The 14,711-nt window shown below is 69.7% G+C and carries 16 protein-coding genes; 7 read left to right on the top strand and 9 right to left on the bottom strand.

Annotated elements, in window-relative coordinates:
• Positions 1–37 precede the first annotated feature (37 nt).
• Positions 38–172 (top strand): CopG family transcriptional regulator, encoded by a 135-nt coding sequence (locus BMW35_RS11185; protein ID WP_089669522.1) that lies wholly within the window; start codon positions 38–40, stop codon positions 170–172.
• Here the strand turns inward: BMW35_RS11185 and BMW35_RS11180 are convergent.
• The 3 genes from BMW35_RS11180 to BMW35_RS11170 form a co-directional block, all read right to left on the bottom strand.
• Entirely contained in the window at positions 169–627 is a 459-nt protein-coding gene (locus tag BMW35_RS11180) for an NOB1 family endonuclease (protein WP_089669521.1), read from the bottom strand. The genes BMW35_RS11185 and BMW35_RS11180 overlap by 4 nt on opposite strands.
• On the bottom strand, positions 627–866 hold the full coding sequence (locus BMW35_RS11175; protein WP_089669520.1) for a PRC-barrel domain-containing protein: 240 nt from the start codon (positions 864–866) through the stop codon (positions 627–629). The genes BMW35_RS11180 and BMW35_RS11175 overlap by 1 nt, the downstream gene beginning before the upstream one ends.
• 150 nt (positions 867–1,016) lie before the next feature.
• Positions 1,017–1,625: a DUF8100 family protein gene (locus BMW35_RS11170; protein ID WP_143052193.1), complete on the bottom strand. Its 609-nt coding sequence runs from the start codon at positions 1,623–1,625 to the stop codon at positions 1,017–1,019.
• A gap of 175 nt (positions 1,626–1,800) precedes the next feature.
• On the opposite strand from BMW35_RS11170, the gene infB reads away from it, so the two are divergent.
• The 5 genes from infB (at position 1,801) to BMW35_RS11145 (ending at position 6,846) form a co-directional block, all read left to right on the top strand.
• Positions 1,801–3,603: a translation initiation factor IF-2 gene (infB, locus tag BMW35_RS11165; protein WP_089669518.1), complete on the top strand. Its 1,803-nt coding sequence runs from the start codon at positions 1,801–1,803 to the stop codon at positions 3,601–3,603.
• A 61-nt stretch (positions 3,604–3,664) separates the two neighbouring features.
• Positions 3,665–4,336, top strand: a complete 672-nt coding sequence (locus BMW35_RS11160; protein ID WP_089669517.1) for a DUF4129 domain-containing protein — start codon at positions 3,665–3,667, stop codon at positions 4,334–4,336.
• Complete coding sequence (locus tag BMW35_RS11155) at positions 4,329–4,916, top strand: DUF7269 family protein (RefSeq protein ID WP_089669516.1); 588 nt, start codon at positions 4,329–4,331, stop codon at positions 4,914–4,916. Before BMW35_RS11160 ends, BMW35_RS11155 begins: the two co-directional genes overlap by 8 nt.
• On the top strand, positions 4,913–6,166 hold the full coding sequence (locus BMW35_RS11150) for a DUF58 domain-containing protein (protein WP_089669515.1): 1,254 nt from the start codon (positions 4,913–4,915) through the stop codon (positions 6,164–6,166). Before BMW35_RS11155 ends, BMW35_RS11150 begins: the two co-directional genes overlap by 4 nt.
• Positions 6,163–6,846: a DUF7519 family protein gene (locus tag BMW35_RS11145; protein ID WP_089669514.1), complete on the top strand. Its 684-nt coding sequence runs from the start codon at positions 6,163–6,165 to the stop codon at positions 6,844–6,846. Before BMW35_RS11150 ends, BMW35_RS11145 begins: the two co-directional genes overlap by 4 nt.
• 45 nt (positions 6,847–6,891) lie before the next feature.
• Here BMW35_RS11145 and BMW35_RS11140 read toward each other — a convergent pair whose 3' ends face one another.
• The 4 genes from BMW35_RS11140 to pepF all read right to left on the bottom strand — a co-directional run bounded on the left by BMW35_RS11140 (position 6,892) and on the right by pepF (position 10,982).
• Entirely contained in the window at positions 6,892–7,257 is a 366-nt protein-coding gene (locus BMW35_RS11140; protein ID WP_089669513.1) for a DUF5811 family protein, read from the bottom strand.
• A gap of 57 nt (positions 7,258–7,314) precedes the next feature.
• Positions 7,315–7,788 carry a pyruvoyl-dependent arginine decarboxylase gene (locus BMW35_RS11135; protein ID WP_089669512.1) on the bottom strand — a complete coding sequence of 158 codons (474 nt, stop codon included), beginning with the start codon at positions 7,786–7,788 and terminating at the stop codon, positions 7,315–7,317.
• 48 nt (positions 7,789–7,836) lie between these two features.
• Positions 7,837–9,069 carry a proteasome-activating nucleotidase Pan2 gene (gene pan2 / locus BMW35_RS11130; RefSeq protein ID WP_089669511.1) on the bottom strand — a complete coding sequence of 411 codons (1,233 nt, stop codon included), beginning with the start codon at positions 9,067–9,069 and terminating at the stop codon, positions 7,837–7,839.
• 122 nt (positions 9,070–9,191) lie between these two features.
• Positions 9,192–10,982, bottom strand: a complete 1,791-nt coding sequence (gene pepF, locus BMW35_RS11125) for an oligoendopeptidase F (RefSeq protein WP_089669510.1) — start codon at positions 10,980–10,982, stop codon at positions 9,192–9,194.
• 103 nt (positions 10,983–11,085) lie between these two features.
• On the opposite strand from pepF, the gene BMW35_RS11120 reads away from it, so the two are divergent.
• On the top strand, positions 11,086–12,405 hold the full coding sequence (locus BMW35_RS11120) for a M28 family peptidase (protein ID WP_089669509.1): 1,320 nt from the start codon (positions 11,086–11,088) through the stop codon (positions 12,403–12,405).
• Here the strand turns inward: BMW35_RS11120 and truA are convergent.
• The gene (gene truA, locus BMW35_RS11115) at positions 12,402–13,193 is read right to left on the bottom strand and encodes a tRNA pseudouridine(38-40) synthase TruA (RefSeq protein ID WP_089669508.1); all 792 of its coding nucleotides are present in this window, start codon (positions 13,191–13,193) and stop codon (positions 12,402–12,404) included. The two genes, BMW35_RS11120 and truA, sit on opposite strands and share 4 nt — an antisense overlap.
• A gap of 1 nt (position 13,194) precedes the next feature.
• Complete coding sequence (gene hisS, locus BMW35_RS11110; protein ID WP_089669507.1) at positions 13,195–14,493, bottom strand: histidine--tRNA ligase; 1,299 nt, start codon at positions 14,491–14,493, stop codon at positions 13,195–13,197.
• Between the last annotated feature and the right edge of the window lie 218 nt (positions 14,494–14,711).

Here is a 14,711-nt window from a genome sequence, read left to right as displayed (position 1 = left end):
CTAACCATTACGTGGACGCAGTGTGGAATAGATTCGCATGCCCCGGAAGTACTCGGTCGTCTGCGAGGACTCGCTCGCAGCGGACATCGAGGCGCTGGCGCGGGAGTACGACATCTCCGAGCAGGAGGTACTCCATCAGCTCGTCGAAGTCGGCCTCGAAGCCCGCGACTAGTTCGGGTTCTTGCGCTCCAGGGGGCTCCCACAGACGGGACACCGGTCGCGGTCGTCGTCGAACTCGCGGCCACAGCCCTGGCACTGGAACCGCCAGTCGCGGCGCTCGCTGATGCCGTCCTGCGCGATGACCTCGACCGCCACGCCGAGTTCGGCGGCGACGTTCTGCATCGCGTAGTCGTCGGTGACGAGCGTCGCGTCGAGTTCGTGCGCGGTCGCGAGCAGCCGGCGGTCGGTCTCGGAGAGCACGTCGTCGTCGCCGGTCGCCTTCGCCGCGGTGCGCGTGCGCTGTCGGGCGTCCTGCCCGGGCACGTGGACCTGCATGCCGCTACCGGACGCGGCGTCGAAACGGAACGCCGCCGAGTCAGTGAGCTCTTCGCGGACTTCGGGCACCGACGCCGTCGGACCGTCGGCGTCGTACTCGTGAATGAACGCGGAGGCGTCTAGGACCTGCACTATCGCTGCACGACGATGTAGTCTTTCACGGCCTGCACGCGACCGACCGGCACCCGGTAGCGGCCGTCGCTGTCCTTGGGGAAGTCCGCCGCGACGGACTCCTCGGTCTGCTCGACGAGGAGGTGTTCGAGCTTCCCGGATTTCAGGTCCATCGTGATGTTGTACAGCATCCCGAGCTCCGTGCCGTCGGACCCCATCACGGCCTTCCCGGAGAGGTTCTCGGCGAGGATGTCGGCCATACAGGGGCAGACTGTCGGGATTCACATAAACCCCGCGGGGTCGTCGGACGCCCGGCGGACGGCCCGACGCGGGCAGCAACGGTGAGGCCGGGACGGGGCGACGGCTACGAGCCCTGGTTCGAGGTGTCCGGCCGGCGAGGGTGCGACAGATTAGGTACTACTTGCGGCAGAGCGGACGCTGCCGTAGACGCTGCCGAGGTACGCGAGTCGACTGCCGAGGTACGCGACGCCGAAGACGACGACGGATAGCGGGTCAGAGCGGAACAGGAGTACGATACACGCGGTGACGAAGAGCCCGACGTCCAGTTCGCTCGCCCACCGTCCGAGTCTCAGCATCGGAACGAGGTCCTGGTGTCGCATCACCGGCGGGTAGCCGGCGCCGAGCGCGAGCCCCAGAAGGGCGCCGCCGAGGACGACCAAACTGTCCGTGTCGGGAACCCACTCCGATACGGGCGCGACTAGGTCGAAGGACAGAGCGAAGTAGAGTCCGCCGCCGAATGCCACCGCGAGCGCGACCGTCTGAAAGAGTGTGTAGGCGAACGCCGGTCGGCTCGCGTAATCGATTTGTGTCGCGTAGAACTGTTCGAGTTCCGTTTCGTACCGGCGGATACCGAGGTAGAGCGTGACCCCCAGAAGCCCGGCCACCCCACCGAGAACAACTGCTACCCACAGCCCTTCGAGTGCGCCAACGGCCACCATGAGGACCGACGGTAGGACCAAGAATCCTGAACCTAACCGCTGCAGTGTTGTCCGATTCACGTTCAATCCGACCCCACGGCTGCGGAAATATGCTCTGGTGGGATTGGGGTCCTGCGTGCTGGACGGGTCGGTCAGTCGGGGCGAGGGTCAACCGGCCCGCCACGGCGTGACGATGGAATTAAACCCCGCGGCCCGTTCAGTACGGGTAACGACCGTTCTCTCGGAGGATTCTACTATGTCCGACGCAGACACCACCGACGACCCCGGAGACCTACGCACGCCCATCGTGGCCGTCCTCGGCCACGTCGACCACGGGAAGACCAGCCTGCTCGATAAGATTCGCGGCTCGGCCGTCATCGAGGGCGAGGCTGGCGCTATCACCCAGCACATCGGCGCGACGGCCGTCCCCCTCGACACCGTCTCGGAGGTCGCGGGTAGCCTCGTCGACCCGACCGAGTTCGACCTCCCGGGCCTGCTGTTCATCGACACGCCCGGCCACCACTCGTTCTCGACGCTGCGCTCGCGTGGCGGCGCGCTCGCCGACATCGCCATCCTCGTCGTGGACGTCAACGACGGCTTCCAGCCCCAGACGGAGGAGGCCGTCCGCATCCTCAAGGACACGGGGACGCCGTTCGTCGTCGCCGCGAACAAGGTCGACACCACACCGGGCTGGAACCCGAACCCGGACTCGCCGATTCAGCAGACCTACGAGGCCCAGAGCGACCGCGCGCGCTCGGACCTCGACGAGGCGCTGTACGAACTCATCGGTGAGATGTCCGACCACGGCTTCTCTTCTGACCTCTACTGGCGCGTCCAGAACTTCCAGAAGAACGTCGGCGTCATCCCCGTCTCCGCCGAGACCGGTGAGGGCGTCCCCGACCTGCTGACCGTCCTGATGGGGCTCGCCCAGCGCTACATGAAAGCCGAGATGGAAGTCGACGTGGCGGGGCCGGGAGCCGGCACCGTCCTCGAAGTCAAAGACGAGCAGGGCTTCGGGAAGACCGTCGACGTCATCCTCTACGACGGCACCGTCCGTTCGGGTGACACCGTCGTCGTCGGCGCGCAGAACGACCCCATCGTCACCGAGGTGCGGGCGCTCCTGAAGCCCCGCGAGCTCGCGGAGATTCGCACCGAGAAGCGCTTCGACGACGTCGACTCGATGCAGGCCGCGGCCGGGCTGAAAATCGCCGCGCCCGACCTCGACGACGCGATGCCGGGCGCGCCGGTCCGCGTGGTCGGCGACCGCAGCGTCGAGGAAGTCGTCGCCGAGGTCGAGGCCGAGCTCGCGGAGGTCGCCGTGGAGACCGAGGAGGAGGGCGTCGTCGTCAAGGCCGACACGCTCGGCAGCCTCGAAGCGCTCGTGAACGCGCTCGAAGAGGCCGAGATTCCCGTCATGTCCGCCGAGGTCGGTGACGTCGCGCCCCGGGACGTGGCGATGGCGACGACCGTCGACGAGGACAAACACCACGTCTTGCTGGGCTTCAACGTCGACGTGCTGCCCGCCGCGGCAGAGAAGGCCGAGAACGAGGACGTCCGCATCTTCGACAGCGACGTCATCTACCAGCTCGTCGAGGACTACGAGGCGTTCGTCGAGGAGCGCGAGCGCGCCCAGAAGGAAGCCATCTTCGAGAACATCCGGCGGCCGGCGCGCTTCCGCATCCTCAAGGACCACGTGTTCCGCCAGAACGACCCGGCGGTCGTCGGCGTCGAAGTGGTCTCGGGCACCCTCAAGCGAAACACGCCGGTCGGTCTGATGGAGGGCAACGACGTCGACCGCGTCGGCGTCGTCAAAGGCATCCAGGACCAGGGCGAGGACGTCGACGAGGCCCGGGCCGGCAACCGCGTCAGCGTCTCCATCGACGGCCCGACGGTCGGCCGCGACATCGAGGAGGGCGACGAGCTCTGGGTGGACCTCCCCGAGAAGCACGCGAAAGTGCTCGACCAGGAGCTCAGCGACGAGATTCCGGCGGACGAGCGCGAAGCGCTGAAGTCCTACCTCGACATCATGCGCAAGCGCGACCCCTTCTGGGGGAAGTAGCGACTCACCGCCTGCGAACGCTGGCCAACGTTCTTTTCGCGTGGTGTCGAACGTGGAGAGGATGCCCTCCACGCGGAGCGTAGGCGGCGCGGCGCTGGCAGTTGTTGCTGCTGCACTCGTGGCGGCAGCTGCAGGCATCGAACAGGGGCTACCGGCCACGGTAGCGGTCGAACAGCGCCCGGCCGCGGACGCGTCCGGGCTCTCGCTGTACGGCCTGTTTACGGTGCTCGTTGTCCGAGTGCTCGCGCTGTTCGGGGTGTCCGCGGACCTGACCGCAGTGGGTGCGCCACGCGGGTCGTGGCTGTCGGTCGCGGCCGCTGTCCTGCCCGAGGTGGCAGCGGCGCTCGCAGTGCTGGCCGTCGCCGGAAGCGTGGGCTGGGCGGCGCTGCGGGCGCGAGAGCGGCGGGACACGCGACAGTCGGCTGCCGAGCGGGCGCGCGACTCTGAGGCCGACAGTACCAGCGAGGCCGGCCAGCGACCGCCCGCAAACGCTGTCGAGTCGAACTGGGCGGACGCGGTGGCGGCCGACCGCAGAGACGACACGTCCCGAACCCCCAGCGAGTCGGCGGCGGAGCGAGTCGACGCCGGGGCACCCGAGGACGCAGTCGCGTCGTTGACGCGGCTGTTCCGCGCGGTCAGATACGGCGGACGGACAGCGACAACGAAGCGCGTGCAGCGAGCGACCGAGCTCGCCGACACGGTTCGGGACGCGGAGGATGGCCGAGATGACTGACAGCGCGCTCCTGCGACGCAGCCGCCGCTGGGCGACCTGTGTCGCTGTCGTTCTCGTGGCCCTCGGTGGCCTGTTCGTCGCGGCTGGCGTCGACGCGTCGCAGTACGACTCCGCGGTCGGGGGCGGACTCGTACTCGGCGTGGTGACAGTGGCGTTCAGCACGGGGACCCTCGTCTGGTCGCTCCGACGCCTGCCAGCAGTCGAGGAGCGCGCTCGCGTCGGCCGCTCTGCTCGACGGGAAGAGATGACCCAGGGCGCGACGTTCGACCGACTTGCGGGGTGGCGGGTGCTCCCACCAGTAGTGCCGGCAACGGACCGCGACCGAATCCGGAACCGCCTGCGAGCGGCGGCAGTCGAGGCAGTCGCCGGGAGTGCGGCCTGCGACTACGAAACCGCCCGGAGGCAGGTGCGGCGTGGCGATTGGACGGCCGACGCAGTAGCCGGGGCGTTTCTCGGTGGCTGTCCGCCACCCCGTCGTGTGGTGTGGGCCGCACGCGTCTCCCAGAGTGTCGCGTTCGCGGTCGGAGCACGAGCGACACTCGCGGCAATCGACCGTCAGACCGACGAGGAGAGAACGTGACCTGGGAGCGAACCGGCCGGTGGCGTCCCGCGGCCGCCGCAGCGCTGTTCGTCGTCGCGCTCGGCGTCTACGTCGCTGACGCCGCCGTCCTGCTGGCCGCCGTCGTCCCCGCTGCGTACGCCGCCTACCCCTCGCTCGTGCGGCCGCCCTCACCCGCCGTCTCGGTCGAGCGCACGGTCGCCGACTGCTCGCCCGACGCCGGCGAGCCCGTCGCGGTGTCGCTGCGCGTTCGGAACGACGGAACGTCGCCGCTCGCGGCCGTCGCCGTGGCGGACGACCAGCCGGAAACCCTCGGTGTGAACGGTGACTCGCGACTCGCCACGCCGCTCGCGCCCGGCGAGAGCGTGACCCTCGAGTACGAGGTTACGGCCCGCTACGGCGTCCACGAGTGGGGGTCACCGTCGGTCGTCGTTCGAGACCGAAGTGGCGGCCACGAGACCGCTCGCTCGCCGGTCGCAGGCGGAGACGACCGCATCGAGTGTCGGCCCACTGTCCCCGGGCCGCTCTGCCGTGCAGGAGCGCCACGGTCGGGGCGGCGGGCGTCCGACGCTCGGGGCGCGGGCAGCGAGTTCGGGCACGTCCGCGAGTACCGCCACGGGGACGCACCGGCCCGCGTTGACTGGCGGCGGTTCGCGGCGACCGGCGACCTGCGGACGGTCGTCTCGCCGGTCGCCCAGCGCGGAGCCCTCGTTGTCTGCGTGGACGCTCGCGAAGCCGCCTATCGGGAGCGAGCGGGCGACCACCCGACAGCGGTCGCACACGCAGCCACTGCGGGACGTGCCGTCGCGGCGGCGGCTGCCAAGCGCGGCGTTCAGGTGGGGGCGGCCGCGTTCGGCGCGCAGTTCGACTGGGCGGCACCGACCGGTGGACGGTTCGAACGCAGTCCGGCCGCCACAGTTCTCGACGACCGCGTCGCCGACTGGCAGTCCGAGGGGAGAGAGACTCGCGAAGGCTGGCAGCAATCACTGCGCTCACTGCTGCCCGCGGGAGCCACTATCGTGTTCAGCACGCCGCTCTCCGACGGGGCGGTGGCGGCGTTCGCGCGCCGCCTCGCCACCGACCGGAGTGTCGTCGTGGTGAGCCCCGACGTGACCAGAAGCGACACCGCGGGCGCGCGAGCGGCGAGACTGGAACGCCGACACCGGATTCGAACGCTCCGGAACGAGGGCGTCCCGGTGGTGGACTGGCGGCCGCCCGCGCCGCTGGCCGCCGCTGTCGAGCGGTCGAGGGCTGGGGGCGGGTCGCCGTGAGCGACCAGAACCCGTCGCTGGCCGGCAGCGTCGTAGCCGTCGCGCTCGCCACCGCCACAGCCGGACTCGTCGCCACGACCCAGCTCACCAGAGGGGTTGCGGCAGTCGCCGGCGTCTCGGCCGGAGTGCTCCTGTGCGTTCGCGTCGCCCACCGGAGCGGCACCGCTGCACGGGTGGCGTGTGGCGCGCTCGGCGCGGTCGGTCTCTGGGTTGCCGTCGGTCTCGCCGCTGTCGCGCCGCTTCCGCTCCGCGTCCGTGGCCCGCTCGTACTCGCCGTTCTCGGCGTGCTCGTCCTCGCGTTCGCGGTGACGCCGGTACGGCGTGCGTGGACGCGCGCCCTCATCGAAGCGGGGTTCGCGGCGCTCCTCGCGGCCGGCCTGCTGCGGAGCGTTCTCGTGCCGGTCCCCGTCTGGTACCCGGCCGTCGCCGTCTGGTTGGCCGTGCTCTCGTGGGACACAGCGGCCGTCGCCACGGCCGTGGGTCGTCGCGCACCCGAAGGAGCCGGAACGCGGCGCACGGTCGCTCGCCACCTGGTCGCGAGTGTCGGCGTCGGCGGTGCGGCGGCCGCAGCAGCCGTCGCGGGCTACGCCGCAGTCCCTGCTGTCGACTCGACTACCGGTGTCGCTGTGTTCGCCGCGGCTGCCGTCGTCGCTATCGGCGTCATCGCCGTCAGCGCGTGAGAGCGAGACTGGAGAAACGAGTGTCGGCGTGCGCTCTGTGCCGCGTTACCTGGCCGTCTCGGGAACGTCGTCGCCGAGGGCGTGCTTGACCTGAAGTGCTGCGCTCGCGGCGAGGCCGCGGGCGACCTCCTCCCGGTCCTCGTTCGGGATGAGGTCGTCGTCCGCGAGGTTCTCGAACTCGGGCGTGAACCCCGCGCTGACGGGGTTGCCGGCCGGCGGCCGTACGGCCACGGTGACCTGGACGCCGCTGGAACCACTGGATATCTCGGAGCCGACGACGTACTCGTCCGGGAGGAACTCTCGCGTTCGGGACGCGATCTGCGCGATGCTCGTCCTGAGCGCGCGGCGCTGGTCCCCGGTGAGGTCGGACGTGGCGTTCTCTGGCCCGCTGTACGGCGCGTTCCCGTGCATGCGTCTCTAATAAGGGGCGGCCACGTATAGTCCTTGTAGTGTGCGAAGAACTCGCGGTCAGAGTAGCGGCTCGCTGTCTCCGTACGCCGCCAGAACGACCGCCGCGGCGTACTCGCCCGGTTCGGCCTCAACTGTCACGGACCTGACCTCGGGGGCGTCGGCGTCCCAGTCCCGCAGTTCGAGGCCCGCGTCGATGCCGGCTGTCACCCGCGACTCCACGTCGTCCGGGCTCGTCTCGCCGGCCGCCTCGTAGAACAATCCGGGGTCGTCGCCGCGGGCCGCCCACGCGAGCGCCGCGCTCGCGCGACCCGGACCGGCGGTGTCGGCGTGCGCCTCGACGACCGTCAGCCTGTTCCCGGCGGGCCCGAGGTCGGGCGCGGTGCCGACGGCCTCGACGCTGGCGTCGGCCGGCACCACCGAGGAGACGGCGACGAGATTGTAGTTGTGGAGGTTCGCGTCCGCGAGCGCGGCGTCGTAGGCCGCCATCTCGGTCGGGGCGGACCCGGTCCCCCACGCCACTCGAATAGGCATACCCGGACTAGCCGGCCGGCCGTAGAAGAGCGCTCGGATACAGGTCGTCTACTGGATGTAGCTCGGGTAGCTCGGACCGCCCTCGTCGTCGCCCTCCGCCATCAGCTTCTCGTGGGCGTCGTCGAAGTCCTCGCGGCGGACCTCCTGGCGGTCGTCGCGGATGGCGAACATCCCCGCCTCGGTGGCGAGGCTGGCGAGCTGCGCGCCGGAGAAGCCGTCGGTGTCCCGCGCGAGGTCCGAGAAGTCGACCTCGTCGGCGACGTTCATCTCCGCGGCGTGAATCTCGAGGATGCGCTCGCGGGCCTCCTCGTCCGGGTGGGGCACCTCGATGAGGCGGTCGAAGCGGCCCGGCCGGAGGATGGCGGAATCCAGCATGTCGAAGCGGTTGGTGGCGGCGATGATGCGGACGTCGCCGCGCTCGTCGAAGCCATCCATCTCCGAGAGCAGCTGCATCATCGTGCGCTGGACCTCGGCGTCGCCCGACGTCTTCGAGTCCGTCCGCTTCGCGGCGACAGCGTCGATCTCGTCGATGAAGATGATGGCGGGCTCCTTCTGCTCGGCGAGCTCGAAGAGGTCCCGGACCAGCCGGGAGCCCTCCCCGATGAACTTCCGCACGAGTTCGCTGCCGGCCATCTTGATGAAGGTGGCGTCGGTCTGCTTCGCGACGGCCTTCGCGAGCATCGTCTTCCCGGTGCCCGGCGGCCCGTGCAGCAGCACGCCGCTCGGCGGCTCGACGCCGACGGCCGCGAACTTCTCGGGGTTCACGAGCGGGTCCTCGACGGCCTCCCGGACCTCCCGGAGCTGCTCGTCGAGGCCGCCGATGTCCGCGTAGTCGACGGTCGGCGACTCGTCGACCTCCATCGCCTGCGCCCGGGCGTCCGTCTCGTCGTCGAGGACGCGCTGGACGCTGAACGAGTCGTTGATGGCGACCCGGTCGCCCACGTCGAGGTCGTCGGCGAGCCGCGGCGACAGCTCGGTCAGCACTTCCTGGTTGTTGCCGTGCTGCTTGATGACGGCGCTGCCGTCCTCGGGCAGGTCCTCGACGGTTGCGAGGTACAGCGATGCGGTCTTCAGCGTCTCGTTCTCGCGCTGGAGGCGGTTGACCTCCTCGCGGAGCTCTTCGCGGCGAGCCTCGACGTCGTCGAGTTGCTCTCGGAGCTCCTCGTGGACCGCCAGAATCTCCCCGTAGTGATCCTGGAGGGCGTCGAGGCGCTCCTGTGGCGTCGACTCGGGGTCGACGTCGAGCGTCGGCCGGTCCGGCAGTGAGGGACTACGCGACATTCGTTGGCCACGCTAGGGTCCCCGCGTAGAAGTTCCTTTGGGTAGGCTGAACGCCTACCGCAGGTCGCTTTTCGGACGCTTCGGCCGCGCTACCGCCCGGAATCGACGCCTCGGCTGGCGGCTCAGACGAGGTCCTCGGCTTCGCCGAGGTAGTCGTCGTAGACGCCGAGCGCGCGCTCGATGGGCTCGCTCGTGGACATGTCGACGCCCGCGTCCCGGAGCAGTTCGAGCGGGTACTCGCTGGACCCGCGCTGCAGGAAGTCGAGGTAGCGGTCCGCGGCGGGCTGGCCCTCGTCGAGGATGTCTTCGACGAGCGCGACGGCCGCCGAGATACCGGTCGCGTACTGGAAGACGTAGAAGTTGTAGTAGAAGTGCGGGATGCGCATCCACTCGCGCTCGATGTGGTCGTCGACGTTCGCGTTCGCGTAGTAGGCGCGCTTGCGGTCGCCGTACACCTCGTCGATGCGGTCGGGCGTCAGCGCCTCGCCCTCCCGGGTGAGCTCGTGGAGGCGCTGCTCGACGTCCGCGAACAGCGTCTGGCGGTAGAGCGTCGACCGGAAGCGCTCCAGATACTCGTTGAGGATGTGGCGGCGGAAGTGGTCGTCCTCGACCGTGTCCAGCAGGTGGTTCACGAGCAGCGCCTCGTTGACCGTCGAGGCGACCTCGGCCACGAAGATTTCGTAGTTCGAGTAGACGTACGGCTGCTCCTCGCTGGTGTACTGGCTGTGGAGGCTGTGGCCGAGCTCGTGGGCCAGCGTGAACATCGAGGAGATGTCGTCCTGGTAGTTCATCAGGATGAACGGCTGGGTGTCGTAGGTCCCGCCGCTGTACGCGCCCGAGCGCTTCCCGCGGTTCTCGTAGACGTCCACCCAGTTCGAGTCCAGGCCCTCGGCGACCCGCTGCTGGTAGTCCTCGCCGAGCGGCGCGACCGCCTCGACGACGTGCTCGCGGGCCTCCTCGTAGCCGATTTCGGGGCTCTCGGAGTCCACGATGGGCATGTAGAGGTCCCACATCTCGAGTTCGTCGACGCCGAGCGCCTCCCGCTTGAGGTCGGCGTGGCGCTGGACCTTGTCGAGGTTGTCGTCGACCGTCTCGACGAGCGTGTCGTAGACTTCGGTCGGGATGTTGCCGTCGTCGAGGGCGGCCTCCCGGGCGGTGTCGTAGTTCCGGGCCTGCGCCAGCTTGACGTCCCGCTTCATCTGGCTCTTCATCGTGGAGCCGATGGTGTTCCGGACGCCGCTGATGCTCTCGAAGAACTCCTCGTGAACGGTCTGCCGGAACTCGCGGTCCGGGTTCTTGAGGAGCTTCGTGAAGTTCGCCTGCGAGATTTCGACCTCGTCGCCGTCGGGGTCCTCGACAGTCGGGAACTCCAGGTCGGCGTCCGTCAGCATGCTGTAGGCGTCGCTCGGCGCACCGAAGACCTCGCCGAGGTCGCTCAGCAGCTCCTCGACCTCCGCGGAGCGCGTGTGGGGTTTCATCCGCAGCACGTCGTCGAAGTAGTGCTCGTACTCCGCGAGGCCGGGCGTCTCCTCGACCAGCGCCTGCAGCTCCTCGCGCGTGCAGTCCTGGAGCTCGGGGTCGAAGAACGAGGTGGCCGAAGAGACGTCCGCCATCAGGCTCTGGCCGCGCGCCCGCAGCGCCTGGTACTCCTGGTCGCGGGTGTCCTCGTCCGAGCGCATCCGCGCGTACGAGGACACCTTCTCGGCCTCTCGGAAGATTTCGTCACGGAGTTCGAGGGCTTCCAGAAGCGTCTCGCCGTCCGACGTGAGTCGGCCCTCGTAGGCCTCCAAGTCCTCGAGTTTCGTCTGAAGGGCCTCGAAGCCCTCCTCCCACTCCTCGTCAGTGGCGTAGATGGACTCCAAATCCCACTTGTGCTCGTCGTCCAGCTCTTCCCGTTCGGGGACACTGCTCATACGCCTCAGCGTTCGCGTGCGGTCGGTTAAACGTTCGCAAACGGCAGCGTGTTTGCCGGCGATTGCCCCCGAAATTAACCGTCCCGCCCTCGTATCTGACGGCATGACTGAGGAAGCGCGCGCCCTCGGATTGGCGTGGACCGACGAGACGCCATGGACAGTTCTCACCGCGCTCACCGAACTCGACCACCGGCTCGCTGGCCACGAGGGAGCGCGTCGTGCAGCCGAGATAACCGCGGACGCGCTCCGCGAGGCGGGAGCGCGCGATGTCCACACCGACCAGTTCGCCCTCCCGGTCTGGACGCGGGGCGGCTGCTCGCTGCGCGTCACGCAGCCGACCGATCGCGAGTTCGAGGGTATCGCGCTCCCGTACTCGCCGGCCGGCGACGTGGCCGGCCGCCTGGTGGACGTCGGGTACGGGACCGAAGACGGCTTCGAGGGCGTCGACGTCGCGGACGCCGTCGTCCTCGCGTCGACAGACAGCCCGCCGGGCGGTCGGCTCGTTCACCGGATGGAGAAGTACGGGCGTGCTGTCGACGGCGGAGCCGCCGCCTTCGTCTTCTACAACCACAGGGACGGCCAGCTCCCGCCGACAGGCTCGCTGCGGTTCGGCCGCGAGGGCGAGATTCCCGCCGTCGGCGTCTCCACCGAGACCGGGGACTGGCTCCAAGAGTACGCCGACCGCGGCGGCGAGGTCGCACTCTCCGTGGACGCCCGGACGGGCCCGGGCGAGGGCACGAACACACAGGGCGCGCTCGGCCCCGATACGGACGAGGAGGTCGTCGTGCTCGCCCACCACGACGCCCACGACATCGCGGAGGGCGCACTCGACAACGGCTGCGGGGTCGCCGCGCTCGTCGCCGCGGCCCGCGTGCTGGCCGACCTCGACCTCGACACGAGGGTGCGGCTCGCGACCGTCGGTGCCGAAGAGGTCGGGCTCCAGGGCGCGAGCGCGCTCGCCGGCAGTCTCGACCCCGAGTCCGTGCGCGCGGTCGTGAACCTCGACGGTGCCGGCCGCTACCGGACGATGCGGGCGTTCTGCCACGGCACCGACCACTTCGAGGGCGTGCTGGAGACGGTCAGCGACGACACCGGCCACCCCATCGAGGTGCGGGACACCGTCCACCCGTACAGCGACCACTGGCCGTTCCTCACCTCGGGCGTCCCGGCCGTCCAGTTGCACTCCGTCACGCCCGAGCGCGGCCGCGGCTGGGGCCACACGCACGCCGACACCCGGGACAAGGCCGACCCCAGAAACATCCGCGAACACGGGATGCTCGCCGCGCTGCTCGTCCGCGAACTCGCAGGCGAGGACGAAGCCGTTCCGCGCCCCGACGCGGACGCGCTGCGCGACCGCCTCGCAGACGACGGCATGCGGCCCGGGATGGAGGCCGCCGGCGTCTGGCCCGAGAACTGGGGTTAGATGTCAGCGATGTGGCGGGCGACCCGCGCGAGGGACCGACGGTCGTTGTGGAGCGCCTCAAACGTTTCGCGCGCCAGCGCAACGGCGTCCGCGTCCACGGCGAAGTCGAAGTCGTAGTCGACATCGGAGAGCACGAGCGGGTGGGGGTTCGCGGGCGGCACGCCCTCGGGACCGGCCACGGACTCGTCGCTCAGGACCGTCTCGATGCGGCCGAAGTCACCCGACGCTGTGACCTCCCGGACGAGCGAGACGGCGCGCCGGACGAGCTCCCGGCAGAAGCCGCTGGCTCGGACGGTGACGGCGAGGAAGTCGCCCTCGCGAGCGAGGCCGGCGTCGAGGTCGCGGACGGTGTACTCGTCGTCGGGCGTGAGGTTGTGGAAGTCGTGCTCGCCGGCGAGGCTGGCGAGTGCGCGCTCGGCGCGGTCGTCGTCGACGGCGGGGGCATACCAGAAGTACCGGTACTCCCGCCAGTTCGCGTCGTGGGTCGCGTGGAAGTCGTCCGGCGCGTCGGCGTGCGCCCAGGTCTGGATTGGCGTCGGGAGTTCGCCGTTCAGCGCGTACGGCGTCAGCCACTCGGGCGCGTCGAAGGCGACGGTCTGCGCGCGGGCCGAGACGCCGGCGTCCGTGCGTCCCGCGGCGGCGTAGCCTGGGGGCTTCTCGCCGCTGAACACGTCCAGCCGGCGGAGCGCACCGAACAGTTCGCCTTCCACCGTGGTCACGTCGGGCTGGCGCTGGAAGCCGTGATAGGGCCGACCGTCGTAGGCGACGCGGAACGCCCGGCGAACCATCCTACTCGAAGTCGTCGACGGTCGGACTGTCGAGCTCGCCCGGGAAGTCGTCGACCGGCGCGGTCGTCTGGTCGCCGCTGGCCATGTCCTTGACCGTGACGTTGCCGTCCGCGAGGTCCTGCTCGCCGACGATGACGACGGTGTCGGCACCGACGTTGTCGGCGTAGTTCATCTGCGCACCGAAGCTCCGACCGGAGATGTCGGTGTCGACGACGTTCCCGCGGTCGCGGAGCGCCTGCGCGACCGCCGCGGCCTCGGCCTCGGTGTCGCCGACCTGGAGGACGTAGTAGTCCGCGGTGAACTCGCCCTCGGGGAGCACGCCGGCGCGCTCCAGCAGGAGGTTCAGCGGGGCGTGGCCGGGCGCGACGCCGACCGCGGGCGTCGGCTGGCCGCCGAAGCTCTCGATGAGGTCGTCGTAGCGCCCGCCGCCGAACACCGAGCGCCCGATTTCGCCCGTCGAGTCGAAGCACTCGAAGACGACGCCGGTGTAGTAGTCCAGCCCGCGAGCGGTGGTCAGCGAGACCTCACAGAACTCCCGGACGCCCAAGTTCTCGGCGGCCTCGAGGACGTTCCGGAGGTTCGAGACGGCAGCCTCGACGCGGTCGGTCCCAGCGAACTCGACGAGTGCGTCGAGGTCGTCGCCGGCGAGCAGGTCGTCGAACTGTTCGGCCTGGTCGTAGGAGAGGCCGGCCGCCGCGAGCCCGTCGAGGTACTCGGCGCGCTCGATCTTCTCGCGCTTGTCGACGGTCCGGATGGCCTCCTCGATATCCACGTCGGCGTCGAATGCCTCCAGCAGGCCGCCGAGGATGTCCCGGTGGGAGACCCGGAACTCGAAGTCCTCGCCCGTCAGCCCGAGGTCGGTGAGACCGTCGGCGGCGACGGCCAGCACTTCCGCGTCCGCCCGCGGGTCACTCGACCCAAAGATGTCGACGTTCGTCTGGTAGAACTCCCGGAACCGGCCCTGCTGGGGCTCCTCGTAGCGCCAGAACGGCCGCGTCGAGTACCACTTGATTGGCTTCGACAGCGCCTGCTGTTTCGCCACCACCATCCGCGCCACGGTCGGCGTCAGCTCTGGCGTCAGCGCCACGTCGCGGCCGCCCTGGTCAGTGAACGAGTACAGCTCCTCGACGATGCCCTCCCCGGACTTGTCCACGTACATCTCCGTGGACTCCAGGGCAGGCGTGCCCACCTCTCGGAAGCCGTAGCTCCGGGCCGAATCCTCGAGGGCGTCCATCGCCACCCGGCGCGGCCCCATCTCCTCGGGGTAGAAATCCCTGAACCCCTTGAGTCGGTCGTACATGGAGCGTCGTTGTCGCGTCCCGCGCTTCAATGCTTCCGTTCTCTGGTTCTGTGTGGCGAAACGTGAGCGCGGACAGGAGTGCGGGGAAGATAACTTCGAAATCCCCGAGCCCGTGGACTTGATGCACTCGCTGTGCTCCTCGCTCACTCCGTTCGCTGCGGTGCTTGCTTCGTCCGTCTTCGTCCACAGGCTCGACCCTTCAGTCCGCCCGATACCGG

The organism is Halobacterium jilantaiense (genome assembly GCF_900110535.1).
Taxonomy (GTDB): domain Archaea; phylum Halobacteriota; class Halobacteria; order Halobacteriales; family Halobacteriaceae; genus Halobacterium; species Halobacterium jilantaiense.
Note: the sequence above shows the minus strand (reverse complement) of the source record. Positions and strands in the feature narration are given on the sequence as shown.

Coding starts and splice junctions, on each gene's coding strand:
- pepF (WP_089669510.1), bottom strand. CDS start 10,982: ATGAGCAGTGTCCCCGAACGGGAAGAGCTGGACGACGAGCACAAGTGG.
- BMW35_RS11140 (WP_089669513.1), bottom strand. CDS start 7,257: ATGCACGGGAACGCGCCGTACAGCGGGCCAGAGAACGCCACGTCCGAC.
- BMW35_RS11120 (WP_089669509.1), top strand. CDS start 11,086: ATGACTGAGGAAGCGCGCGCCCTCGGATTGGCGTGGACCGACGAGACG.
- hisS (WP_089669507.1), bottom strand. CDS start 14,493: ATGTACGACCGACTCAAGGGGTTCAGGGATTTCTACCCCGAGGAGATG.
- infB (WP_089669518.1), top strand. CDS start 1,801: ATGTCCGACGCAGACACCACCGACGACCCCGGAGACCTACGCACGCCC.
- pan2 (WP_089669511.1), bottom strand. CDS start 9,069: ATGTCGCGTAGTCCCTCACTGCCGGACCGGCCGACGCTCGACGTCGAC.
- truA (WP_089669508.1), bottom strand. CDS start 13,193: ATGGTTCGCCGGGCGTTCCGCGTCGCCTACGACGGTCGGCCCTATCAC.
- BMW35_RS11175 (WP_089669520.1), bottom strand. CDS start 866: ATGGCCGACATCCTCGCCGAGAACCTCTCCGGGAAGGCCGTGATGGGG.
- BMW35_RS11155 (WP_089669516.1), top strand. CDS start 4,329: ATGACTGACAGCGCGCTCCTGCGACGCAGCCGCCGCTGGGCGACCTGT.
- BMW35_RS11135 (WP_089669512.1), bottom strand. CDS start 7,788: ATGCCTATTCGAGTGGCGTGGGGGACCGGGTCCGCCCCGACCGAGATG.
- BMW35_RS11160 (WP_089669517.1), top strand. CDS start 3,665: ATGCCCTCCACGCGGAGCGTAGGCGGCGCGGCGCTGGCAGTTGTTGCT.
- BMW35_RS11185 (WP_089669522.1), top strand. CDS start 38: ATGCCCCGGAAGTACTCGGTCGTCTGCGAGGACTCGCTCGCAGCGGAC.